We start from the raw sequence: 24,125 nt of genomic DNA, 5'->3' as shown, positions 1-24,125 counted from the left end.
CCTTACAGGAGTAATTTTGGGTCGGCATTATGCGTTACCCGAGCGCAGCGAGGAAGGTTTGCGGCAGGACACAAAGTTGTGCGGCAGTCTGCATCCAAATTGCCTCTTATGTGCGTCGAACTCCAGTAGAATGCGTACTAACTAAAATTTGACCAATTCAGGTCAGGGAACGGGGTAGAGGGTACCTGTGAAAGTCTCGAGTAAAAACAAGCTGTTATTCATTGTATTGTTAGTCGGGGTGGCTGTTATTGCTGCGGTGGTTGTATTGAAACCGAAGCCGGAGGAAAAACCGCCAGAGGTGGTGGTACCGCCAATGGCCGATGTTCTCTATATAGAACCCCGTCGCCAGACACTATTGGTACCCAGCCAGGGAACCGTTCATGCCCGCCATGAAATCGATGTGATCGCACGAGTCGGCGGTGTGATCGAAAGCGTGGATGATGCATTTGTTCCCGGTGGCTTCTTCAATAAAGACGCCCGTTTATTACAGCTTGAGCAAGCAGACTATCGCTACCAGGTCACTCGCGCAGAATCGCAACTGGCAAATGCCAAGTCCGCCCTGGCTCAGGAGCAGGGCCATGCCAAGCAAGCTAAGCGCGAGTGGCGTGACCTGGGATCTGAAGCTGCCAATGCCCTGTTCCTGCGCAAACCCCATCTCGAAGCTGCCCAGGCTGCAGTGGAAGCCGCGAGAGCTGACCGCGACCAGGCAAAGCTGGATTTGGAGCGCACATCACTCAAAGCCCCCTTTGCAGGTCGTGTAGTTGAGACTTTTGTCGACCTGGGACAGTACATTACCCCCGGCACCCCTCTGGCAAAAATTCACAGCACCGGTATCGCTGAAGTCCGTCTCCCTCTGACCGACCAGCAACTGGCGTTGCTCGATCTTCCCCTGGGTAAAACTATTGAGAATGGTCCCGCTGTGCGTCTGAAAGCTGTTGTGGCTGGACGTGAACACGAGTGGCGTGCGCAATTGGTGCGAACCGAAGCGAGTATCGATCCCAACAGCCGCTTTATTTTTGCTGTTGCCCAGGTACAGAAGCCCTATGAAGGGGATGTACCGCTGATGAATGGCCTGTTTGTAGAGGCAGATATTGCCGGCAGAACCTTTGATGATGTTGTGGAGTTGCCCCGTCAGGCACTGCATGAAGGGGATCACCTGTTGGTGCTGAATGACGAGAGTCAGCTGATCTACAAAACTGTTGAGCTGTTACAAACCATAGGTGACAAAATCTGGCTCCGCGGTGATATCGCTGTGGGTGACCGAGTGATTGTTTCGAGCCTGGGGTATTCCCGCGAAGGTATGGTGTTGACTGCAAATCCCCTGAATGAAAGACCTGCGGGCCTGGGCAATATCTCTGAAGATACTGCTGAGCCCGCTGCGATATCAGCAACAGGTGATGCTGCCGGCGTTAGCAATGCTTCCCAGGGAGGCAAGTAATGAGTGGAATCATCCCGTGGTTTGCGCGCAATAGCAAAGCCGCAAACTTGCTGATGATTATGATAATCATCGGCGGAATTTTTGGCCTTATGAGTATCGACCGGGAGGTGTTTCCCACGCTGCAGCTTGGGATTGTAGAGGTTAATATCTCTTACCCCGGCGCCGGTCCGGCAGAGGTGGAGCAGCAGGTAACCGTTCGGGTTGAGGAGGCTATCTCCGAAGTAAAGGGTATTAAGGAGGTAAATTCTGCTTCCCGACGGGGTAGTGCCTCTATTGAAATCCAGGCGATGGATGGCTACGACGAGCTGCGATTGCTCAACGATATTAAGGTTCAGGTGGATAGTATCAACACCTTTCCCGACGGTATTGAGCGTCCCGTTATTCGCTTGATTGAAGCCAACGCCGAGTTAATGATGATCGCCATCGGTGGGCCAGTTTCTGAGCGTCAGCTCAAGGAAACCACCCTGGATTTGCGCGATAAGCTCAACCTGATTTCCGGTGTGCGCAGAGTTGATGTTTGGGGTGATCGACCAGACGAGTTATCCATTGAAGTTTCCGAGCTGGATTTACGTCGCTACAACCTGAGCTTTAATCAGGTTGCCGACGCGGTGCGCCGCTCCTCCCTGGATTTGCCTGCCGGCATGGTGCGCTCGGACCGCGGTGATATTCAGGTGCAAACTCGTGGCCAGGCCTATACCGCTGAAGACTTCGAGCGTATCCCCGTAGTTAGCCGTGCCGATGGCTCTGTATTGTTGCTGCGCGATGTAGCGACAGTGCGCGATGGCTTTGAGGAATATAACAACGTTATTCGCTTTAATGGCAATCCCGCCATGAACCTTCGCATTATTCAGGGCGAGCCCCTGGATGTGGTGAAAACCGCTGAGCGAATAAAAGCGTTCCTGGAGGAGACTCGCGAGCAATTGCCACCGGGCATGGAACTGGATGTCTGGTTCGACTTCTCCAAGGCATTTGAAGGCCGCATGAATCTGCTGACTACCAATGCCCTGAGCGGTTTTGCCATGGTGTTTGTCATGCTGATGCTGTTCCTGCGCCCGGCTCTGGCCATGTGGGTAACCGTGGGCATTGTTGTCGCTTTCCTGGGTGCTTTCTGGCTGTTGCCGGTGACCGGCGTCAGCCTAAATATGCTGTCACTGTTCGCCTTCCTGTTAATACTCGGGATTGTGGTGGACGATGCGATCATTGTGGGGGAGGCAGTGCATGCTGCCCACGATAGAGGTGAATCTGGCTTAGCTGCAGCTGAGCAAGGGGTGAAGCAGGTAGCTTCCCCGGTAATTTTCGCCGTGACCTCCACCATGGTGTTCTTTATCCCCATGCTGTTTCTACCCGGCATTACCGCACAGATGATGCTGGCCCTGCCGGTGGTGGTACTGTTGTGTCTGGTCTTCTCCCTGGTGGAATCCCTGTTGATCCTGCCGGCTCACTTGGTGGGCATGAAGCCAGAGAAACCTGCCAAATCGACACTGGGAATTAAATTACAAAACGTACGTAGAAGTTTTGCCGGTGCGATGAAGACGGCTGGAGATAAGTACTACCTACCTTTACTGGAAAAGTCCCTTAGCAATAGCCGCACCACAGTGATGAGCTTTATGTTGGCACTGGGTTTGTCGATCGCTGTTTTCCAGAGTGGTTATGTGGGCTCTTCATTCTCACCCCAGGTCCCCTCTGATTTATTGCAATTGCGAATTTCTATGGCCTCAGGTGAACCCTTCAGTGAAGCTGAACGGGTAATGGAGCAGGTACTCACTGCCGCTGATAAGTTGGAAACCGATGAGGGAATGCTGGAGCAGAACAAGGGTGAGTCTTTCTTGCAAAACTCCCTGGTTTTCAATTGGCGTGGCAATATTTATGTAACCTTGCAGCTTACCGATGGAGAGATGCGCGATGTCACCTCCGAGTCTTTAGCGTTGCGCTGGCGTGAATTGATTGGCGAGTTGCCGGCTAGTGTCGAGGACATGAATATTGATGCGAGCATCAACAATAGTAGTAATGGTATGAGCCTGAACCTGAGCACAGCCTCAGGGGATATGGGTGAACTGCGCGCTGCTGCTGATTTGGTTAAGGAAAAACTGGATAGTTATGTCGGTGTTTATGATGTGCGGGATAACCTGACCAGTGCCCGTCGCGATATTGAGATCCAGCTGAAACCCTATGCCACTACGATGGGTATTAACTTGGCAGACGTGGCCAGGCAGGTTCGTCAGGGTTTCTACGGTGAGGAGGTTCAACGTATCCCACGTGGTCGTGAGGATGTTCGCGTAATGGTTCGCTACCCCATGGAGGAGCGCGCCAGCGAAGAGCAGATGGACCGAATCCGCATTCGCACCAACGATGGGGAAGTACCTTTTTCAGCGGTGGCCGAGGCAGTTTACGTGCCGGGCTATACCACGATTCGCCGCAACGATCGCGAGCGCACCGTGCGGGTATTTGCCGAAATAACGCCGAATACTTCCAGCGCGCAGGATATCCTTAAGGATATGCGCGAGACCCTGGTACCTGAGCTGGAGCGCCAGTTCCCCGGTTTCTCCCTAAGAACCGCTGGGGAAATGCAGGAAGAGGAAGAGTTTAACGGTGCTATCCTGGCCTTCTTCGTATTGTCCCTGTTCGGCATTTATGCGCTGCTGGCGATTGCTTTCCGCTCCTACTCTCAGCCGTTGCTGATCCTTACTGCTGTGCCGTTTGGGTTCTTCGGTGCCCTAGTTGGCCACCTGTTGATGGGACACAACATCAGCATTATGTCGATGCTCGGCTTCCTCGCAGCGGCGGGCGTGGTTGTGAACGACAATCTGGTATTGATGGATCGTATTAATCAGCTGCGCGCTCAGGGTATGGCGGTTATGGATGCGGTAGTACACGCGGGCCGGGATCGTTTCCGCCCGATTATCCTGACCTCGATTACTACCTTTATCGGTCTGGTACCGATTATGTTCGAGCGTTCAATCCAGGCCCAGTTCCTGATCCCGATGGTGATCAGCCTGGCATTCGGTGTACTGTTTGCAACGGCAGTGACTTTGATCTTGGTTCCCAACCTGTACAAAGTTATTGAGAAGTTACGCCCGAAGCACAAAGTTGCAGTAGAAGACGATACCCCGGTCTCATTGGAGACTGTGTAGCGCAGGTATTCAGGCGCAGTGGTGGATCGCCTTCACCATTGCGCCTTTGGGGTATAAATGCCTAAACTAACTGCCAGCAAAATGCCGACATTCCTGTCGGCTTTTTTATGGTGTTTGAATAGGATTCTCCCATGCGCATCCCGCGTATTTTTTCCAAGCAGCCTCTGGCTTCCGATCAAGAAGTAGACCTGGATGAGCTGGCTTCCCGTCACCTGGTAAAAGTACTTCGCTTGAATGCGGGCCACCCTTTAGTTCTTTTTGACGGCAATGGTGGTGAGTATACGGCGGAGTTGATCGAGACCGGCAAACGAGCGCGCGCACGCACGGGAGAGTACTGTGCAGAGGATCGCCAGTCACCGTTGGCACTGACCCTGGCGATCGGTATTTCCCGTGGCGATCGCTTCGATTGGGTGATACAGAAAGCCACTGAGCTGGGAGTGGCGGCGATACAGCCGCTGTTTACCGAACGTTGTGAAGTGAAGCTGTCCGGGGACCGCTTACAGAAAAAACTGGGTCACTGGCGCCAGATTGCTATCAGTGCCTGTGAGCAGTGTGAGCGCAACCGGGTGCCGGAGATTGCCGAACCGATAAAGCTGGCGCAGTATTTACATAGTGAATCTGCTGAAGCTGAGCCCCAAGCCAAGTTGGTATTGCATCACCGCACCGAGCTGGATTTGCGCCAATGGCAGGCGGAGCGCGGTACACCGGAGTCCGCCCTGCTACTGGTAGGTCCAGAAGGCGGGCTATCGCAGGTGGAAATCGATGCGGCACTGGCGCAGGATTTTATGCCTCTGCGCTTGGGACCAAGGGTGATGCGCACTGAGACAGCGCCGATAGCAGCATTGTCGGTATTGCAATTTCAATGGGGTGACTTGTAGTCGCTGAAGGAATGGACTCGAGAGTATTCAGGGAGAGAAGAGCATGATAAAAGCATTTATCTGGTTGTTGGGCATTGTCATCGTTGTGTTATCACTGGCGATTATTGCCAAGCCGAAACTGGCACAAAGCCTCAGCGAACGGCTTAACGAAACCGGATATGCCCTCTCCGCCTGGGCGCGAATTATTATTGGCCTGATCCTGTTACTAATTGCAGACACTCGCCACTGGTATATTTTGTTCAATGCCCTCGGCGTACTGGTGCTATTGAGTGGTGCCTATATGCTGCAAATTGGTTTTGAGCGGGGCAAAGAATTAGCGGTTAAAATTTCCCGTGGCAATGAAAATTTCCTGCGTATTAGCGGCGTCATCGGTGTCATCCTCGGCCTGATGCTGCTCTCTGCGCGTTAACGATGTAGGTTCCCATGTCTTCTACCGATTTAATTATTTTTGACTGTGATGGTGTGCTGGTAGACAGCGAGAGCATCGTCTGTCGCATATTGGCAGAAGAAATGAATCGCCTGGGCTTGCAGACCACCGCCGAGGAACTGGACGAGCAATTCAGCGGTCGCCCGGCCAGGGACTGCTTGGTGGAAATCGAGAAGCGCTTTGGCGGACCACTACCGGATAATTATTTTGGCAATACGGAGCGGCGTATCCGCGAGGCTTTCCAGCAGGAATTACAGCCGGTTGTGGGTATTGAAGGCCTGCTCGACCAACTGCAACAGCTGGGTCTGCGCAGCTGCGTGGCCTCCTCGGGCTCTCACCAGAAAATGCAGCTGACACTGAATAAGACCGGCTTGTACGATTATTTCGACGGGCGTATTTTCAGTGCCGACGATGTATCCCGGGGCAAGCCCTGGCCAGAGCTGTTCCTGCACGCGGCAGATGCCATGGGGGTGGCACCGGAGCGCTGTCTAGTGGTGGAGGACTCCATTGCCGGTGTCTCTGCGGCCGTCTCTGCAGGTATGCGCGTGGTTGGCTACAGCGCTCACCCAGTGCGGGGCCCCCAGCTGGAACAGCAGGGTGCCCGGGTAGTCACAGATATGATGGCAGTTCTCAACTTTATTTAATGGCCACAGCGGCCGGGGCTTCCGGTTGATCAGCGCTTTTGCTGTTCTACACTGAATTTGACGTCGAGAAACCGGAAGCTGTACCTATGGCGGGTAAATTCTTGTCTGCCAATTGCCTATTCTTATTGGCCTTTACTCTGGTGGGCTGTGACCAGTCCGAATCCCCAAAGAAATATACGCTCGAGCCTGTCGATGGAATACAGTCAGGTGACAGTGAGAAGACTGCCCGAGAAGCGGCCCCCTTTGCCGATGAGCTGGTGAGGTTTTTACGGGGAAATAATCGCTCCATCGGAGACACGTTCCGCCTGCGCCTGGAGTTCGATCCCGGTGGTTTTGCCCCCCGCATAGAAACCATTGCCGATCTGGAAGCCTTGCTGGTGATCATGCGCGATTTTTCAGAGATGCGAATTTCCATTGAGGGGCATACAGACAGTGGCGGCGATGCGAGGAAGAATCTCAGCCTGTCCCAGCGCAGAGCGGATTGGGTAAAGCATTTCCTGATAGAGCGGGGCGTCTCCGCTGACCGTATGGAAGCCCAGGGCTACGGCGATACTGATCCGATTGCGGATAATGAGACAGAGAAAGGCAAGCGGGAGAACCGCCGCCTGATGATCCGGGTACTAAATTTTGATCGTGTTCCCAGCAAACTGCCGAGGCGCTAACCCCGAACAGCTTGCAGGTGAAGAGCTAGCTTAGGATAGTGTCTCAGCTAGAGGCATTACCCAGTTCCTCACTGGAATTTACCGGCGCCTTTGGGGCTTGGTTGGAAAATATTTTCTTCATCAACTTTCCGGTTTGACGCAATCCAATAATACTCTGCGCTGTGAGCATACCGGAGATCATCGCACCGGCTACGCCGCAGCTCATCACATCCTGCCCTGTAAGGTAGAGCCCTTTGACCCGGCTTTTGGGTCTCAGCCAGGATTGCTCAAAGCGGTTGGGATCGTGATCCAGTCCGTAGATCTCTCCCCGTGGGTAGAAGCAGAAATAATCCGTGGATAACGGGGTTGAAAGCTCGTAGTAATCGATTTCCCCACGCAACTGCGGCATATGCTTATACAAATGCTCCAGCAGGCGCTGGCTAAATGCCTCCTTCAGGTCCTCGTAATCATCTCCCCGCTTGCCCCAAGGCTTGTCGTGCCACTGGGCAAACCAATCGTAGTTGGCTGGTGCCACAATTTCGATAGTGGCGCGGCCCGGGTAGCGCTGAGTAAAGGTGGGGTCTTTCGCAGACGGGAACGAAATATAGACTAGCGGTATTTCCTTATCCTGATCGTCGATAAAGGCCTGCATATCCTCTTCGTACTGATCGCTGGAATAGATCCAGTAATTGGTCTTGGGCAGGTTTAATTCTTCCGCTGTTTTCTCCAAGCCAATATACAGACACAGGTGAGACATGGAGCGGTTGACGGTGTCCAGGTCGCGGATATATCCCATGCGCTCACTGGTACTGCGCGGTAACAGCTTCTCGAAGGTATTAAATACCCCTGCGCCGGAGACAACTAATGGCGCTTCGATTTCATGTCCGTCAGACATTCTTACACCGCGAACCTGATCTCCATTCATCAGGATGGTTTCCACCTTGGCATAGGTAAATACATCTCCACCACTGGCCTGGATTTGGGGAATAATCGTTTCGGAGATTTTGCTGGCGCCACCGACAGGATAGTAACCGCCATAGAGATAATGTTTGGCGATCAGAGCGTGAATAATAAAGCTGCCCTCGGATGGGGTCATGCCATTATCACCCCACTGCCCTGTCAGCACAGAGATCAGCTTTTCATTGCTGGTGATTCCACTGAGAACTTCGCGGGTGGTTTTATTGAGCCAGGCGGGTTCGCGCAGTTTTCTCCACAGGCGAATAAAAGGTCCACACCAGGAGGGCAGCATTTTTTCCATTGCCAGTCGCTGCATAGCTTTGGCAACCACATTCAGCCGTTGCAGGTACTCCTCGATATTCGCGCGCTCATCGGGGAAGTGGCTGACCAACTCATCGATAAATTGCTGGCGGCCGGCTTTCAGGTCGTATTGTTTATCGCCAATACAGATGCGGTCATAGGTGCTGTCCATTGGCGCCCAGTGCAACTGGTTATTGGAAATAAAGTCGAAGATCTTGCGGGTCATGGTGGGGTGTTCGCCCACATCGCCGATATAGTGGACGCCGACATCCCACTCATAACCATTGCGGTCATAGGCGTGGGTGTATCCCCCGGCAGTGTAGTGTTGCTCAAGGACAAGGGCTTTCTTGCCCATGGCACTGAGCATCGCAGCACAAGTCAGACCGCCAATGCCTGAGCCGATGATAATGGCGTCGTAATTGCCTTCCAGGCGGCTCGGGCGATAGCGCCGACCAATACGCAGCCGGCTTGGTTTTGGGGCACTGCGCTTCTTCTCAGGGGTCTCTGTCATGATGGCCTCGCCACTATTGTTTTTATTCCTCAACAATAGCGCCCCCTATCGAGCTATGCAATAAGTTGCATATTAATATTCTGTATATCTATTGTGCGCTTTTATATGTAACGTATACAATTTGTATATAAAGCATATCTAGGTAATAGTTATGGGCATCGTCAAGATATCCGATGAGCTACACGATGAGATTCGCAAGGCCAGTACGGTGATGGCCCGTTCAATTAATTCCCAGGCGGAGTACTGGATCAAGATTGGGATGCTGGCGGAGCTGAACCCGGAATTAAGCTACAGCGACTTGTGTAAGAAGTTGCTGCGCAATCAGGCATTAACCCTGGAAGAGCTGACACGTGAGTGAAATAAAAATAAAGACTCCTGATGAGCAGGAGTTAATGCGCCAATCGGGCCAATTGTTGAGCCGTGTATTTGCCATGTTGGACTCCTTTATTGAACCGGGGGTCTCGACAATGCAAATTAATGAGCGGGTAGAAGAATTTATTGTCAATGAACTCAATGCCCGCCCCGCTAGCAAGGGGCAATATGATTATCCCTACGCCCTGAACACCTCAGTCAACGAAGTAGTCTGTCACGGCATGCCAAGTGATAAGCAGCTACTGCGGGAGGGAGATATCATCAATGTGGATATTACCCTGGAGAAATCTGGCTATATCGCGGATTCCAGCAAAATGTATAGCATTGGCACCGTGACCCCTATTGCCAGAAAACTGGTAACCACCTGCTATGAAGCTATGTGGGCCGGTATTGCCACGGTAAAGCCGGGAGTTACTTTTGGTGATATCGGCAATGCAATCCAGCGCCATACCGAGCGCAACGGCTTCAGTGTTGTACGGGAATATTGTGGCCACGGTATTGGCCGGGAAATGCATGAAGCACCTCAGGTTCTTCACTTTGGGCGGCCTGGTTCCGGTGAAGTTTTACAGGAGGGAATGACATTTACCATTGAGCCCATGATCAATCAGGGAAATCGTAAAACCAAACTCAAGAAAGATGGCTGGACTGTAGTAACTAAGGATAAAAAGCTATCGGCCCAATGGGAGCATACGATTTTGGTAACTGGTGACGGTTATGAAGTGCTAACGCTTAGGGATGAAGAGAGATCTTCTAAGATTAAATAGCGGCCAATTAGTGATCGTTAGGTAGATAGCAATGGGTAGCGAGACACTTTATATTTTCGCTACCCACTGTTTTCAATAGATATTTTAATCCAGGCATGCAGGTTCTGCTGCGGTAAACGTGTTAAAGACCCAAGTATTGGTGCCGCTGCAATCGCCCGGATCGGTATCATCTTCCAAATCGTAAGGTGAGTTATTGAGAGAGGTATTTCGAACAATCTTGTTAAATTCACTACCCTCAACAAAGATACCGATACCTCCTTCGCCATTACTCTCTACGGTATTTTGAGTTACTAGAGTATTTGAGGAAAGCCTAATCGGAATACCTAAACCAGAATTTCCTGAGACGTTATTTAGTGAGATGGTAGAAAAATCAGCATTGTCAGATTCATCTCCTTCCCCTACGGCAATACCATCATTTAATCCGTTGGTCACTATATTAGAGAAGACATTGGTAAATTGCCCATTTACTTCGATTCCCTGATTGCCACTTCCATTTATCTCATTAAAACTAATATTGTTAAAGGATCCTCTTAATTCAATGCCCGAGTTATCAATACCCGTTATGGTATTTCGAGTTACGGTATTAGTGTTACCATTTAATTCTATGCCATCGCCGCGATCGCTGTTGGTGATAATATTATCCCTGGCAATACTGTTATTGGATTCTATGTAGATGGCATCGAATATCGTATCAATGATTTCCATAGAATAAATACTGTGTGAGCCTTCCCCTTCCGCATTGACCCCGTCTCGACAGGCCGCAATGATCCCACCATATACCTGGGCTCCAATACCAGTTAACAGTATTCCGGCCTGCCCCGTTGCCTCTTCATCATCACAGGTAAGCTGAAAGCCGTCCATATTCAGGCTTCCACTAGGACCCTCTATGGTTAAAGCGACTTCATTTTGTTCCGTTATCACACAGAGCAAATCCCTATCCAGAGTGGTTGGTGCTGTAATAATATCTCCACAGTCAATAGCCCAAACAGAAAATGGACTCAATAATCCTGAAAATAAAACTGTTGCGTAAATGTTACGTATTTTCATTATGTGTACCTTTTAAGCGGAGAGTGTTCCTATGACATTCGTTATGTTCCAATTGCGAATTTATAGGAATTAATTTCACTTTTGTAATATATAATTGGAATCTATTTTCCGTTTTATATCAGAATTTTAGATTTATTTATTTATTTTTTTGTTTGGTGGCTGGCGCGCCAATTATTTATGTCGAATTCCTAAGGAAAGTATTGCGTTCGTGTAATGGTGACAGTGACGTCAGTCTTCTGTTTCCTTGACAGGTTCACGTCAAATGAAGATATACTGTATTTTTGCACAGTATTGTAGGTGTTTAATTATGCGCCCCAGAGTTATAGTTTTTGATAGTGAACCGATTCGTATCTGCCGCTATAGGTCCAGTTATGACAATCGCCCTATGTACGCGATTAGTATTTTGAACTATGAAAAGTACGTACGTCGGTTTTCTGTTGCTGTGGGAGTGGATTTGCGCAAGGAATTGGAGTTAACCTTGTGCCAGATGAGAGGGATCGAGAGTAATTTAAGGTGGCTGTCCGAATATACTGAAAAAACCAGTTCAGCGGGATAAGTGGGAGGCTCTGGGTGTGTAGTGTCTTTGATGTCAGTGATCATGCGGGTATGGAGCGTTTTCTCGATACCTATGGCATTCGGGGTGCCGGACATATGATTTACGGTAGACGCCGGAGGCCCACCCAGCAGGTGTCTATTGTAACTACTCGGAAGGGTTCTGCTGAAATAGAAAATGCCATTTGGCATCTCTATCTTGAAAGGCATGGTGATACTTGGCGGCCCCATAAAAAATACTGGTCCATCAACAGTAATTGGAAGAAACTGGACTCCAGACCGGAATATCGCAAGTCCCGTTGCTTAATACCCGCTACCGCCTGGGTGGAAAGCCAAGGTGGCAAGTACCCGGTAGAATTCAGTTATGGTGAACCTTTTTTCTTTTGTGGTTTGTATAAAATCTGGGGAAATTTACTCAGTTGCTCAATCATTACTTTGGACTCCCACCCAGCCACTAAGCGCTACCATGAAAAGTCACTTCCTATGATTGCGCCCAATCGCCCAGATTTTGTAGAGTCCTGGTTAAATTGTACGGAGTTGACAGAAGATTTTGGCCCATTCCTGAAACCGTCCGTTGAGTATTCGGGGAAAATACTTACAGCTCATCCTTTGCTGAGGGCAACTTCTACGGAGTATATCGGGGACCCTATCCCCGTAATTGAATAATTATTTGCCCTGGGATATTGGTGTATAGAAAAATTTATATTGCACAACCTAAATTGTACTCCTGGCGTGGTATATCAATTAGCTTCGTTCTTGAGCTTGTACTTCTTTCGTGAGGTGCAAAATATGCGCTGGTTTCATCTAGAAGATCTACAAAGCGATTAAGCCGATGTATTTGTTTTTGGTTTAAATTATCTTGAGCAAGAAGTGCATTGATTTCTGTGCTAGCCAGCTCCTTTGCTGCTATATCTTCTGGCAGGCCACTGCGAGTACATAATCCATAAGTCCCCTCAATAAAGTGTTGCCATTCCTCTTCGATATGTTGAGAAATTCCGGATGAAAATTTTGGGTTTCTTGATTTGTATCTTAAATTTTGCAATTGAGCTATTTTAGCCATATATCGATTAGCAAAGCATTGATAAATAGAGTTAAAGTCTTGCTTAGCCTCTATGATACCAATCCAGCTGGCGTAGCCTTTTGCAAAGTACTCAACTGCCTGTTTTTCGGAGTGGGGTCCAAAAAAGGATTCACACTCCCATTGAATATTAAGCTTATAAGAGGGCTTTGGCATAACACCCTCATCCTGGTAGCGCTGCAATTGTAGTTCGCTGATTTGAGTAGCCTGAATAAGCTGCTCTTTAGTTAGGAAGTGTTTATCCAGATAATTAAGCAATTCCACTGAATGTGCTCCAAGGTAGAAATCGAATGGAATTCTAGCGCCTGGAGCACTTAATACTTCGATGTGAGCCGAAGCATCTTTTCCCTTTTAACAAGTCTTGAAGAATTTATTCCTGCAGGAAGAGAATATCCGTTCTAATAATATATTTGATTCCTCGGGTGATTGGAGTAGAGCTGTGAATTCTGTGTAAGGGATGCATTCCATGGGGGAAGCACAGTACGGCCCCGGCAGGTGTGCGGACATCGATGTCTAATAAAGAGTCCCGACTGGGTTGTTTTAGGGGATCATCTGCATTCACCCTAAATCGGGTTGCACCACCTTCAAAATCTTCACTCAGCAGTACTAAAAACGTCATTTCACTATAGCGATCGGGGAAGCCATTGGTGATCAACTGGTTGTTGTCAATGCGGCTACCGGGCCAGGCGCCATCGGTGTGGAACTGGAAGAAATCTCCCTCACCATAGCGATAAAAGCGGAAACGCCGATTGATGCCAACAGCCTCTCTTCCACCAAAGTAACCATTTAAGTCCTGCGCCAGGTCTCGGCATCGCTGCCAGATCAGCCGCTCTGTAACCTCGTCAACCACCCAGGTCAGGTTGTCGTTATGGCGGACCTCCCGGGGCAGGGAGACGGCTGCATCCGGTAAATACCCCACCGCTTCAGTGATATCAATCAGCCGTTGGCATTCGTCTTTTGAAAAGACATTGAGCAATTGGAAGGCTCCGGGTACCTCGGCGATATCTCGTCGTGAAACCGGTTGCGGCGCTTGCTCGGCCAGGGCCGCCGGGTTTTTACTGCGAGTAGCCCAGGTGGGTAGAGCCGGGTGTTCTGCTCCGGGTTCGTGGGCGATAACAAAGAAGTCATTCAAGTGGGTGACAGTATCAATACTTTCAGTCGTGGACATCTGCTGTACTTCTATAGAAAAACTTTTAAAAGACTTAGCGGTTTAAAACGGTAATTTGTGCAAACTGCCGGTGCCCTTCAGCTCCACCGTGGAAGCCAAAGCCACTTTGCTTGGCGCCTACCCAAGGTGAGCCGCCGGCGCCCTGGTTGATGCCAATCATTCCCGCTTGCAGCTGGCTGGCGACTTGTTCGGCCTGTTTGCTTTCACCAAACACAACCGCACCGAGACCGTAAACAGAGTTATTGGCCCGCTCGACCACATCGTCTACTGAGCTAAAGCGGTCGATGGCTACGATAGGCCCAAAAGTCTCATCATCTTCCACCAGCATGCCCGGTCGAATACCACTGATAACTGTGGGCGGAATAAACGGCAACTGTGGATCGCGCTCCCCTAAAAGAAGCTTTGCGCCTTTATTCAGGGCATCGTGGATATGCTCCACCACCTTTTGGTGTTGTCGGTGATTAACCAAGGGGCCGATATCCACCTGTGGCTCCTGCCACCCGCCGACACGATACTGCTTCGCCAATGCCACCACGGCATTTTCAAATTTATCGGCAATTTTTTCGTCCACATAAATACGCTCTGTGGAGGTGCACATCTGGCCTGAATTCTCAAAACTGGAGCCAACGGCAAATTGTGCTGCCTGGGGAATATTGGCGCTCTGCAACACGATCATTGGGTCATTGCCACCCAACTCCATAACCAGGCGTTTCAATGCCGGAGCGGCATTGGCCATAATTTTTTGGCCCGTTGTTCGCGACCCGGTAAAGGCGACCATATTGATGGGGGATTTCACCAGGGCTTCACCGGTGGCGCCATCGCCGTGAGCGATTTGTAAAATGTCCTGAGGCAGGATTTGATTGAGTGTTTTCACCAATAAGTCAGCGACCAATGGCGATTCTTCTGAAGGTTTTAGAATCACAGCGTTGCCAGCGACCAGGGCGGGAACAATCAGGTTATTGGCCATGGCCAGTGGATAATTCCAGGGGGAGATAACCGCAACAACGCCCAGTGGCCGATATTGAATTTCGCTACCGCCACTGCGTTTTGTCCGCAGGGCCTCTCCGGCATCCCCCGCTAACCAGGCACCGCCTTGAACTACGCCGCCGGCTTCATACTGTGCTCGCCGGGCATCTTTGCCCATTTCACGGCTGATAAGTTGTGCCAGCTCTCCCTCTTCCGCATTCAGTTTTGTGTAAGCCTGCTGAAGTAGTTGTACCCGCTCCTGAAGAGATTTACTCGACCACACTCGCTGCGCTTTGTGGGCTTTCTCCACCATGTCCTGAATATCTTGGGGCTTGCTGACAGGTAGCGATCCGATTGCCTCTCCGGTTAGTGGATCAATCGATCGAAGTATATTTTCCATAATGAGGTCTCACTCAATCCGGCCACTTTATTGAGTGGCCGGGTGTTTTTTTAAAAGCGTTGGTGTTATTGGTCAAACAGGACAATAGTGCGAATTTCCAGGCTGGTTCTGCGTGGTGCCCCTGCACTTCCCGGCAGGTCGAAAGCGCAGTGGGGAACACCGGTTACATCGCCTCGATGCTGGCTATCAAAGACCCGCAGTAAAATGCCTTCGCCGGGCTGCATATCGCTAAACCAAATCCAGCGGTGAACCGGGTTGAAACTCAACACCGAAATCTGCCCTTTTCGCTCTGGGTAAATTAATCGCATATTGTGGAAATCACTGGCGGCGACAGTGCGCAGGTCCACCATTGCCAACGGCGACTCCTGCACCGGGCGCAATAGGGGCAGCCAGAGATTAATAAACTGGTAGCGCGGATAATCTGATGGCTTGTACCCCCGGGCCTCCAGGGTTTCCTTTAGCTGGCGCTCTGCGGACCAGGGCGTGTAATCGTTGTGCACCAGTTTCACCGGGGATCGGCGACTGCGGCTCAGCTCCGGTGTCGCATCAGTCGATGGCTGGGCTCGCAATGTGTGGTCAAAGGTCAGTACCTTTGCTGCACCCAGGTGAGCGCCTATCCAGGATTCAATAGCTGGATACCATTGGGTGCGAATCAACTGGTCGCGCTCCTTAGGGCTGGGGCCACTCCCTGAGGGTTGGTCCAGCGCGTGTAGCGCATCATCCAGCTGGCGCAGGTTTATGCCGAGCATAGGGCGTACAAGCTCAAATCCCTGGGTATCGAGACGAAAACGCTCCCCGGCGGTTTTCAGGGCGCGACCATCGTAGATGTGAACCTGCTGGGAAATAACATTCTCGACCAGATTGGCGGGCCCTGGGCCCTCTGAACGCTTGTCGTACACCAGATCGCTACTGGGATCAGCGTAGTGAATAATTGCTGTAACTAATTGATCCTGAAAGGAGGATCGGGCTGCGGATTGCATAGTGAACTCTCCCCCCACCGAAGTGGATGCCATACGGGCCAATCTACTCACAATGCTAGGGTTACGTGGATACAATGAAAACCAAGTAACAGTTGTGAGTGATACAGGTTTGAGCAGAAATCATCGGGCGAACCCACTGGAGAGGCTGGAGTTGCGTCAACTTCGCCTAATGAACGCTATCTTGCGGGAACTGAACTTATCCCGGGTGGCTGACCAACTGGGTGTGAGCCAGCAAACAGTCAGTGAACAATTGAAACGCCTGCGGGAAATCTTTGATGACCGGCTTTTTATTCGCACCAGCAACGGTGTTATTCCCACCCCCCTGGCCGAGCGCCTGGCTCCCAAATTGGATGAGATCCTGAATAATGTCGCGGCGCTGCTGCGTACGGATGAATTCGATCCGGCACAGCATCGGGGCATCTTTACCATCAGTGCAACGGACTTTGAGCAGCGGGTGGTACTGCCAGTTCTCCTCAAGCAACTGCGTCAGCAGGCTCCAGATATAAAAGTCGTGGTGCTTAAGTTGGAAATTGATCGCATGGCCCAGCAACTGCAAACCGGTGAAGTGGATCTGGTGTTTAGCACGCCGGGATTTGTGCCGGATAACAGTCCCAGCATGTTGTTGTATCGAGAGCACTACGTCTGCGTATGTTGTCAGCACACCGATATGCCGCACAGCGCCAATCAGCCATTGGAAATGGAAGAGTTGGCGGCTTTGCCACAGCTGGTGGTATCACCTTCCAGGGGGGATCTGCGGGGCATGGCGGATAGTTGGTTTGAGCAGTTTGGTTTGGAGCGCAATGTGGTGCTGTCTGTCCCCTCTTTTGCCGCCGCAGCCGAGTGCATTGCCTCTACCAATACCGTTGCCTTTTTGCCCTCGCGACTGTTGCCTGATCCCCGACTAAAAACACTGCCTATTGTCGAACAGCCCCCGGGGTTTGATGTGATTGCCGCCTGGCATACTCGCAGCAGTCAGGACCCTTTGCACAAGTGGATTCGCACTCTGTTAGCACAACAATTTCCCAGTAATTAAGGAGCCCCTGAATAACTTCGTGATACCTCTGGCATGCAGAGCGGTTCACAATCAAGGCGCGGCTTCGCAGGAATGTCTAGACCTTTCAAGAAGTCGCAACGCGGAGTGTGAATCGCTCTGCAAGCTCCGAAGGGCGGGCCTTGAAGGCCACAGCTGCTGCGTTGCAGCCCTTGCAAAGGGCTAGAGCCATTCGCGGCAAGCTGCGCCTAACATCTGCAGCCTTCAAGACCCGCAGAGGCATTACGGAGTTGTTCAGAGGCTCCTTAGCGAGGGAGGCAGCGCTGCTAAACTTGAGCAGTCCAAGGGTTCAGGTAGTGGTCGCCATGCGTACAGCATTTTTTCTACTGATATTTTTGAGTTCTTCTGTTTACGCTCATACCGATTTTACCGAGCAAATGGGTATCCCCCACTTATTTGCCAAAGATGCACTGGTTGAGGAAATTAAAAAAGTGGATTGCACCCTCTCTGAGGGGCGCAAGACCCAATGCTGGATGATTGTGGTAAAGGCTGAACCCGAACATAAAATGGGGCCCTGGTGCCCACGCAATGTTGTCGACCCAATTACGTCTGGCGGCATGATGTTTATCAAGCAGCAGATAGTGCCGATTGATGGACCTTTCGTTAAAAATGCTGCGACCTTTTTCTCTGATCCAAAATGGAGCCTATATGATCCTAAAACTGGGGCGATAAAGGTTACCGATTCGAAGCAGGCTTGCGAGATGGCCGCGCGGCCTGATGTGGCACCGCAATACAACAATTACTGTGTGGAGTGCCTGGCCAGCTATATGGGCCCGGATTTTCATACCCGCTACCTGATCCCCGTACAGCCCGCCAAGGCCAAGTCAAAGCAGAATCCCGATGGTTTTTCCGGTTATGGAGTCGCTTTTAATGGGGTTAAATTTGATATTGCCGCACCCATTGGTGCAATTTTAGGTGCACACACCTTAGCGCCAGTGGATGCCTGTGGTGGTCATGTAAACCCCCACGTGGGTTATCACTACCATGCTGCCCTGGGTTGCAGCCAAGCCTACCCGTCTGCCGCAAGTCATGCTGCGATTGTCGGTGTCGCCATAGATGGCTACCTGATCTATGCGCGGGAGAATGCCGATGGCCGCGAGCCCGATGACCTGGACGAATGCCGTGGCCATGAGTTTGCCGGCCTGGGCTATCACTACCACGCCAACCTCGCTGCAGAAAACGATATCCTGCATTGCCTGAAAGGGGAGAGAGGTTGTGCCCTGACCGGCAATCAAAGCCAGTGCGATTTCTCCCACCGGGGACCTCCGGGACCACCCAGGCGTTAACTCAGGCCCGATTGTTGCTTCAAATAGTGAAAGACGAAGAGAGGCTCAGCACTCTTATTGATATCAATAAATGGCGTCGAATAACTGTCTTATATGCCCAGGACTTGATCTGACCGCCAGGTTTCCTTAATGGCCCTGGGACATAATGCCTCTAACTATTTCAGGTAATCCGGAATACCAACAATGAGCAATGGTACAAATTTCTATCTGATCCGAATGGTGGAATCCCTCGGTGTGCTGGTGCGCACTCGCCTATGGATGCAGATAGTGGTCGCCATGATCCTGGGGCTAACTGTCGGCCTGCTGCTATCTCCTGAGGGGGCCGCGCTGGTGAGCCAGGATCTCAGTGCGGCATTGGCCAGCTGGTTTAAGCTGCCGGGCTCCATCTTTCTGAATATGATCCAGATGGTGGTGATACCGCTGATTATGTCCTCAATCATCCTGGGGCTCAGTGGCAGCGGGAATGTCAGTCAGCTTAAACGGGTCGGGCTGCGCATCGCCCCCTACTTTGTCGGCACCACCACCGTTGCGGTGATTATCGGGATTATCCTGGTCCAGTTGATCCAACCCGGCGACTATATCGATGAGTCCCTGCTTAGCGCCGCTACCGAGTTGCAAGTTGCGAGCGCCCCCCAGGTGATGGAGTCCAAACCGCTTCCCGAGCGTATTGCTGAGTTGATTCCCGCCAACCTCAACGAAAGTATTGCCATGCGCAATATGTTGCAGCTGGTGGTCTACGCGATTTTCATTGGTGTTGCCGTGATGCTGTTGCCGCAAAAGCAGCGGGAAACAGCGGTATACGCCTTTGGCATTATTCAGGAGGTGGCACTTAAAGTGGTTGGCTGGGCCATGCTGTTTGCGCCCCTGGCCGTATTTGGCCTCCTGGCAGATATTGCTATTCGCGTGGGCCTCACTGCAATTTTGGGAATGTCTGTGTATGTGGGCACCGTGATTCTGGGACTACTTATTCTTCTCAGCTTTTACCTGATAATTGTTTCCCTGGTGACCTCCGTCGGCCCGATCACATTTTTGCAGAGAATTAGCGGAGTGCAGCTGCTGGCATTCTCCACATCCAGCTCTGCTGCGGTAATGCCGCTGTCAATGAAAGTTGCAGAAAGTCCCCTGGGAGTAAAACCATCCATCGCCAAATTTATTGTGCCCCTGGGCGCTACTGTGAATATGGATGGCACGGCGCTCTATCAGGTAATCGCAGCGGTGTTCCTAACCCAGGTATATGGCATTGACCTGACAACCGCGCAGCTAGTGGGGCTGACAGTGACTACCGTTGGCGCTTCAATTGGTTCTCCCAGTACGCCGGGCGTCGGTATCGTAATCCTGGCGACAATTCTGGCCGGTATTGGTGTCCCGCCGGAAGGTATTGCGCTGATTCTGGGGGTGGATCGGATTCTCGATATGTGCCGTACAGCAGTCAATGTGACCGGGGATCTGACAGCCTGTCTGGTGATGGACCGCTTGTTAGGCAGCGACAACCTGGAGGAGGAAGCCGCCCAAACGGCCTGACTGTTAAAGTGATGGCTTAAATGAGGGTTCCCGGTTTCTATTGCTGCATAACTAGAATTTCCAGAGTACGAGGGTCTTTTTGACCTTCGTAGTATTTCTCCTGGACTGTATCAAATAAAGTTCTGCCCTCTTCTGCCAATGCAAATAAGGCCATAGAAAATTTCATCTTAAAATCTTAATTACTTCTAGTGTATCTAAAGGAAGCTTGAAATAGAGAAAAAGTGGCATATGTAAAGTATGGGTGATCTTTATAAAATGAAAAAAACAAATATAAACTATTCAATATCGTAACGGTCATTATATTTTTTTTCAGAATTTATCTGATTGAAAAATTTTTATAAATACTAAAAGTAATTTTTAGAGATAAAATCCCAAGTCTGTTCATACAGTAATTGATGTCCCTTGGGATTTGCATGGAGGCCATCCTCTGAGAGAAGAGTAATAAATTCCTGATCTCGCCATAAATTGTCAAACTCCAGTATGGGGATCATTTCGGCAGTGGCAGATTCTCTCATAGCTTGGTTATAAAGGTCCGCATCAGCCTGATAGAAATAGCTATCACTATTCCGAAAGGGAGTGGTTCGTTGCTCATCGAACGGAATACCTGTCATTAGGAAGGACGGAGCGATGGTTTTAGACGTTTGTAACAGCTGTCGCACTGTTTGACGGAAAGAGTCCAGCGCTACAGAGTTCTCAGCCTTTGGTCCCCCGATGCGGCAAATATCATTGAAACCAGGATATATCCCGATTAAGTGTGGCCTTCTTGGAGGCAGTTCTCGGGAAAGTCTTATGGCTAAAGAGTTCGCGTTCTCTCCGAATATTCCCAGAGCGTAAACTATATTATGGGGATCTAAAGTTTCGAACCGAAACCGGAATCGTTGAACAAATCCGCCTAGTTCTATATCACCTTTTCCATAGATAGAACTGGAGCCAATAAAGACAATTTTTTTGGGGACTCTTCGTGCCATAGAAAGCCACTAATTTGACTGAACTTTGGATTTTATTTGCCGTTACCATTATAGACATCGACTAGGTCCAGGTTGTATGCATTAGTAGAAAATCGTAACTTCGAAAAGTTGAGAGTCCAAGGCTTGGGTAGGAATAGCCTTGTTAAAAGACAATTAGAAATCGAATGGAGAGAGTTCTAAGGTGGGCTGTAGATTTACAGTTTCTTTGGAGGGGGGGAAGAGGTGCTGATCGGCTTGGCTTAAAATGATGAGGAAAATTTAATATGGGTAGAGTGGTAGATTCTGTGAGTATGGATACTACAGTTTGTACGCCAATATAATGGTTCAGATTATGATTGCCATCCAGCCTTCCGATCATAAAAAAGCTCCACCCTTGCAGGTAACTAATGTTGGACAGGAACTTTCAGTATCTCGAAAGTACGAAGGTCCTTCTGTCCTTCATAGTATTTTTCCAGCACCTCTTCAAATAGCTTGTCTTTGGGATCGGCGATAGAAAATAGCGTCATGGATGACTTAAGTTTTACATCATCCGGTGAGCCGAATATCTGGTAAGCGGAGTAATTATTCAGTTGCAATAACTCCTTGCAGCACTCTTTGAGTCTGGGCCCGAGCACAGGGTGCTCCAGGTAAGCCCGGGCTTCATCCAGGTTTTTAATTGCAAAATGTTCGGATGTCGCGCTATGCCCCAGGCCGGAGATCTGGGGGAATATATACCACATCCAGTGGGAGCGCTTATGGCCGCTATGCAACTCACTCAGGGCACTTTCATAAGAGCTTTCTTGCGCCGTCACAAAACGCTCAAGGTGAAATGGTTGGGCCATGCTTTGATTCCCTTTATTCTTATTCCTTTGCAGGCCCAAGGTTAGCAGTAATAAGGATGAATGCGAGAGGATGAACTGCCTGACGGCTGAACTTCCACCAATTAATTGATATTCATCATGATCTCAGCAAGGGCGGGCTCCTTGGCTCCCACAGGAGAATCTCCCAATAGGTTCTTCATATCGGCATAGGAAAGTTGAATTAGCCGATGTATGTCATTGGAAGTGTCAGCAGTACAAGGAAAACTACCGCTGACAAAGACGGAAATTGAATTTGTTCGCTGAGTATTAAAAATACGAATTTCCCGCCTGAAAAAATCATTGCCGCGACAGGATGCCGCTCTTCCTGATGGAATACTATTGCCTGCGGGAACGCTTAGCAGTACATCTTTGGATCTTTCTTCAAAGGGGCCACGTCTATAGATCAACATTTCTCGTAGTCCTTTAGACACTGGATGGTTAAACTCCAGACCGCTAATTGCGTCGATAACCTGCAAGCTTTCAACATCGTAGTAGCTGTGAGCTTGTCGATCGAAGGGGCCCTTTAACCCATAGAGAAGCTCCCGCAAACGTCGGGAGACTTGCGACTTGACGGGCTGCTTTTCAATCTCTCCAATAAGTTCAGGATCGGTCGGCAAATAGAAATTACCAAATTCCTTTAATAGGGCCTTGGATTCACGACTTGCTTCCTCATTTTGGAACAGCTTATCGAGTAAGGCTCGAATTGAAACTGATTGGTTGTTATCATCAATTTGTAGTTCCAGCTCATTGTTTCCTATTTTCACCCGTAGGGAACCATTACTTTCACTTTTATAGAGTAAAAAACAAAAGCTCAACACAATAAGAGCAATGATACTTCCATAAATAAAATGAACACCCTTATTCGGCTTCCCTGCTGGCATATATACCTCTGAAACTTAGCTATAACTTTTTTGTGGTTCACTGCTTAGGTGCAAAAAGCCGCGCATTCTACAGTAGGTAGGGTGTTGGTCCAATTAAATATCTATCTTACGCTTGATATTTGTGATTGAAATGGTATTGGCCGAAAAGTTACAGGCTGAGATGATTAGGAAAGGGAAGTGAAATGGTTCAAAATACTGTTAAGCTGATATTTATCTTTAAAAAATACAATTAATATCAGGGTGCCTCCTTATTGCAGAAAGTTTAACTTCGTTGAATGTTACAGCGTAGTGGCGCGATTTTTCTGGGGTGTATTTTAATTGTTGAATTTTTTCAGGTTCTGTAAGATTAGGCTCAAAGTCAGCATTGTCTTTATAAAATTTCAAGCTTACTAAAGTGGATAAGCAGTTTAGATATTTTTCTTCATCTAAACCTGGGATATTCGCTATTTTGCTTTCCATGTAGCTTTCTGCCATCAAGGTTAAATTGTTATTTTTTAATTCATTGGTTGCATGTTCTTGAGCTAGTGCTCGGGCTTCATTGAGGATGTTGTCATTGCCTTCTTTTCCGTATAGAAAGCTGTAAATTGATGAGAATAAAGTAAGCATTAAAGAGGCTGTGCCAACTAGTATATAGTTCTTCATGTTGTATTCTTTTGTGGTTACAATTCTCTTGGTAAAAGACCAACGGATGTATGCATATATTCTGGCTTGCCAAGAAACCTGATAGATTCTTCGGCCTCTTTAAGAGGGATTAGTATTGGGTTTTTATTTTTCTCAAAGATAGCTACATATCTTGAGTTTGCTTCTATTTTTTCCGGTTTTCCACAGCTTGATCCTTGCCGATGAATGCTAATGAATTTAGGCTGTGGATCTCCCCATCCATATAAAACTATAAAGCCAGTTTGTGCGTCGTATGGATGGTTGGTGTAATGATGATCAACATGGATTTCAACAATAGCGATATTACTAGAATTTTCAATTTTCTGAATAAAATAATCTTTTTCAGGTTTTGGGTATACGTATGTAAATTCTTTATCTGGAGACAGTGGGGGAATAGCGATCTTCTTTTGAATGATTGGCGCACATGCAGTAGATAAAGAGGGGGAAGTGACAAATATAAGGAGAAATATTTCTTTGAGTGTCATTGTTCTGATCCATCCCGTCTAATTGTTGAAATATAGAGGTTGGTATAAAGGCTAAGTTACTATTCTTCAGATATTTTTCTAGTTGAAAATTGATTCATTGTTAATGGTCAAAATAGGTAATATTTTCTCACAGTTTCTATTTTCAAGAGCGGAGATAATTAAACATTAATTTGCCCAGAT

25 protein-coding genes are annotated in these 24,125 nt (G+C 49.3%); 13 read left to right on the top strand and 12 right to left on the bottom strand.

The window, feature by feature from the left end; translation table 11 throughout:
* Window positions 1-187: 187 nt before the first annotated feature.
* The 6 genes from ACG1BZ_RS22560 (at window position 188) to ACG1BZ_RS22535 (ending at window position 7,180) form a co-directional block, all read left to right on the top strand.
* Window positions 188-1,438: an efflux RND transporter periplasmic adaptor subunit gene (locus tag ACG1BZ_RS22560; protein WP_413663778.1), complete on the top strand. Its 1,251-nt coding sequence runs from the start codon at window positions 188-190 to the stop codon at window positions 1,436-1,438.
* Window positions 1,438-4,569, top strand: coding sequence for an efflux RND transporter permease subunit (locus ACG1BZ_RS22555; protein ID WP_413663777.1), 3,132 nt, complete (start codon window positions 1,438-1,440; stop codon window positions 4,567-4,569). Before ACG1BZ_RS22560 ends, ACG1BZ_RS22555 begins: the two co-directional genes overlap by 1 nt.
* A 131-nt stretch (window positions 4,570-4,700) precedes the next feature.
* A complete protein-coding gene (locus ACG1BZ_RS22550; protein WP_413663776.1) occupies window positions 4,701-5,447 on the top strand; it encodes a 16S rRNA (uracil(1498)-N(3))-methyltransferase in 747 nt (248 codons plus the stop codon).
* Between the two features lie 43 nt (window positions 5,448-5,490).
* A complete protein-coding gene (locus ACG1BZ_RS22545) occupies window positions 5,491-5,856 on the top strand; it encodes a hypothetical protein (RefSeq protein WP_282930692.1) in 366 nt (121 codons plus the stop codon).
* Window positions 5,857-5,870: 14 nt separating this feature from the next.
* Entirely contained in the window at window positions 5,871-6,518 is a 648-nt protein-coding gene (locus ACG1BZ_RS22540; RefSeq protein ID WP_282930693.1) for an HAD family hydrolase, read from the top strand.
* 86 nt (window positions 6,519-6,604) lie between these two features.
* Window positions 6,605-7,180, top strand: a complete 576-nt coding sequence (locus tag ACG1BZ_RS22535) for an OmpA family protein (protein ID WP_413663775.1) — start codon at window positions 6,605-6,607, stop codon at window positions 7,178-7,180.
* 43 nt (window positions 7,181-7,223) lie between these two features.
* On the opposite strand, the gene ACG1BZ_RS22530 is transcribed toward ACG1BZ_RS22535, so the two are convergent.
* A complete protein-coding gene (locus ACG1BZ_RS22530) occupies window positions 7,224-8,927 on the bottom strand; it encodes a phytoene desaturase family protein (RefSeq protein ID WP_413663774.1) in 1,704 nt (567 codons plus the stop codon).
* A 151-nt stretch (window positions 8,928-9,078) separates the two neighbouring features.
* On the opposite strand from ACG1BZ_RS22530, the gene ACG1BZ_RS22525 reads away from it, so the two are divergent.
* On the top strand, window positions 9,079-9,285 hold the full coding sequence (locus tag ACG1BZ_RS22525) for a ParD-like family protein (protein ID WP_413663773.1): 207 nt from the start codon (window positions 9,079-9,081) through the stop codon (window positions 9,283-9,285).
* A gap of 34 nt (window positions 9,286-9,319) precedes the next feature.
* The gene (gene map / locus ACG1BZ_RS22520) at window positions 9,320-10,063 is read left to right on the top strand and encodes a type I methionyl aminopeptidase (RefSeq protein WP_413665901.1); all 744 of its coding nucleotides are present in this window, start codon (window positions 9,320-9,322) and stop codon (window positions 10,061-10,063) included.
* A gap of 84 nt (window positions 10,064-10,147) precedes the next feature.
* On the opposite strand, the gene ACG1BZ_RS22515 is transcribed toward map, so the two are convergent.
* Window positions 10,148-11,110: a right-handed parallel beta-helix repeat-containing protein gene (locus tag ACG1BZ_RS22515; protein WP_413663772.1), complete on the bottom strand. Its 963-nt coding sequence runs from the start codon at window positions 11,108-11,110 to the stop codon at window positions 10,148-10,150.
* A 307-nt stretch (window positions 11,111-11,417) separates the two neighbouring features.
* Here ACG1BZ_RS22515 and ACG1BZ_RS22510 point away from each other — a divergent pair, with 307 nt between their 5' ends.
* Together ACG1BZ_RS22510 and ACG1BZ_RS22505 are read left to right on the top strand one after the other, a co-directional pair.
* Window positions 11,418-11,666: a hypothetical protein gene (locus ACG1BZ_RS22510; protein ID WP_413663771.1), complete on the top strand. Its 249-nt coding sequence runs from the start codon at window positions 11,418-11,420 to the stop codon at window positions 11,664-11,666.
* Between the two features lie 14 nt (window positions 11,667-11,680).
* Window positions 11,681-12,328, top strand: coding sequence for an SOS response-associated peptidase family protein (locus tag ACG1BZ_RS22505; RefSeq protein WP_413663770.1), 648 nt, complete (start codon window positions 11,681-11,683; stop codon window positions 12,326-12,328).
* 34 nt (window positions 12,329-12,362) lie between these two features.
* On the opposite strand, the gene ACG1BZ_RS22500 is transcribed toward ACG1BZ_RS22505, so the two are convergent.
* The 4 genes from ACG1BZ_RS22500 to ACG1BZ_RS22485 all read right to left on the bottom strand — a co-directional run bounded on the left by ACG1BZ_RS22500 (window position 12,363) and on the right by ACG1BZ_RS22485 (window position 16,254).
* Window positions 12,363-13,004, bottom strand: coding sequence for a DUF6058 family natural product biosynthesis protein (locus ACG1BZ_RS22500; RefSeq protein WP_413663769.1), 642 nt, complete (start codon window positions 13,002-13,004; stop codon window positions 12,363-12,365).
* Between the two features lie 106 nt (window positions 13,005-13,110).
* Window positions 13,111-13,908 carry a prolyl hydroxylase family protein gene (locus ACG1BZ_RS22495; protein ID WP_413663768.1) on the bottom strand — a complete coding sequence of 266 codons (798 nt, stop codon included), beginning with the start codon at window positions 13,906-13,908 and terminating at the stop codon, window positions 13,111-13,113.
* Window positions 13,909-13,942: 34 nt separating this feature from the next.
* Window positions 13,943-15,274, bottom strand: coding sequence for an aldehyde dehydrogenase family protein (locus ACG1BZ_RS22490; RefSeq protein ID WP_413663767.1), 1,332 nt, complete (start codon window positions 15,272-15,274; stop codon window positions 13,943-13,945).
* A 65-nt stretch (window positions 15,275-15,339) separates the two neighbouring features.
* Window positions 15,340-16,254: a CmcJ/NvfI family oxidoreductase gene (locus ACG1BZ_RS22485; RefSeq protein WP_413663766.1), complete on the bottom strand. Its 915-nt coding sequence runs from the start codon at window positions 16,252-16,254 to the stop codon at window positions 15,340-15,342.
* A gap of 1 nt (window position 16,255) precedes the next feature.
* On the opposite strand from ACG1BZ_RS22485, the gene ACG1BZ_RS22480 reads away from it, so the two are divergent.
* The 3 genes from ACG1BZ_RS22480 to ACG1BZ_RS22470 all read left to right on the top strand — a co-directional run bounded on the left by ACG1BZ_RS22480 (window position 16,256) and on the right by ACG1BZ_RS22470 (window position 20,112).
* Window positions 16,256-17,287 carry a LysR family transcriptional regulator gene (locus ACG1BZ_RS22480; protein WP_413663765.1) on the top strand — a complete coding sequence of 344 codons (1,032 nt, stop codon included), beginning with the start codon at window positions 16,256-16,258 and terminating at the stop codon, window positions 17,285-17,287.
* A gap of 107 nt (window positions 17,288-17,394) precedes the next feature.
* Window positions 17,395-18,591, top strand: a complete 1,197-nt coding sequence (locus ACG1BZ_RS22475) for a YHYH protein (protein ID WP_413663764.1) — start codon at window positions 17,395-17,397, stop codon at window positions 18,589-18,591.
* 183 nt (window positions 18,592-18,774) lie between these two features.
* Window positions 18,775-20,112: a dicarboxylate/amino acid:cation symporter gene (locus tag ACG1BZ_RS22470; RefSeq protein WP_282930708.1), complete on the top strand. Its 1,338-nt coding sequence runs from the start codon at window positions 18,775-18,777 to the stop codon at window positions 20,110-20,112.
* 37 nt (window positions 20,113-20,149) lie between these two features.
* Here ACG1BZ_RS22470 and ACG1BZ_RS22465 read toward each other — a convergent pair whose 3' ends face one another.
* The 6 genes from ACG1BZ_RS22465 to ACG1BZ_RS22440 all read right to left on the bottom strand — a co-directional run bounded on the left by ACG1BZ_RS22465 (window position 20,150) and on the right by ACG1BZ_RS22440 (window position 23,945).
* On the bottom strand, window positions 20,150-20,266 hold the full coding sequence (locus ACG1BZ_RS22465) for a hypothetical protein (protein WP_413665900.1): 117 nt from the start codon (window positions 20,264-20,266) through the stop codon (window positions 20,150-20,152).
* Between the two features lie 190 nt (window positions 20,267-20,456).
* Window positions 20,457-21,080, bottom strand: a complete 624-nt coding sequence (locus tag ACG1BZ_RS22460; RefSeq protein WP_413663763.1) for a GDSL-type esterase/lipase family protein — start codon at window positions 21,078-21,080, stop codon at window positions 20,457-20,459.
* Window positions 21,081-21,463: 383 nt separating this feature from the next.
* Window positions 21,464-21,901: a DUF1810 domain-containing protein gene (locus tag ACG1BZ_RS22455; RefSeq protein WP_413663762.1), complete on the bottom strand. Its 438-nt coding sequence runs from the start codon at window positions 21,899-21,901 to the stop codon at window positions 21,464-21,466.
* A gap of 101 nt (window positions 21,902-22,002) precedes the next feature.
* The gene (locus ACG1BZ_RS22450) at window positions 22,003-22,800 is read right to left on the bottom strand and encodes a hypothetical protein (RefSeq protein WP_413663761.1); all 798 of its coding nucleotides are present in this window, start codon (window positions 22,798-22,800) and stop codon (window positions 22,003-22,005) included.
* A 216-nt stretch (window positions 22,801-23,016) separates the two neighbouring features.
* Entirely contained in the window at window positions 23,017-23,442 is a 426-nt protein-coding gene (locus tag ACG1BZ_RS22445) for a hypothetical protein (protein WP_413663760.1), read from the bottom strand.
* Window positions 23,443-23,459: 17 nt separating this feature from the next.
* Complete coding sequence (locus tag ACG1BZ_RS22440; RefSeq protein WP_413663759.1) at window positions 23,460-23,945, bottom strand: hypothetical protein; 486 nt, start codon at window positions 23,943-23,945, stop codon at window positions 23,460-23,462.
* Window positions 23,946-24,125 lie beyond the last annotated feature (180 nt).

The sequence above is a fragment of the Microbulbifer sp. CNSA002 genome (genome assembly GCF_047324085.1).
Lineage (GTDB): Bacteria > Pseudomonadota > Gammaproteobacteria > Pseudomonadales > Cellvibrionaceae > Microbulbifer.
Note: the sequence above shows the minus strand (reverse complement) of the source record. Positions and strands in the feature narration are given on the sequence as shown.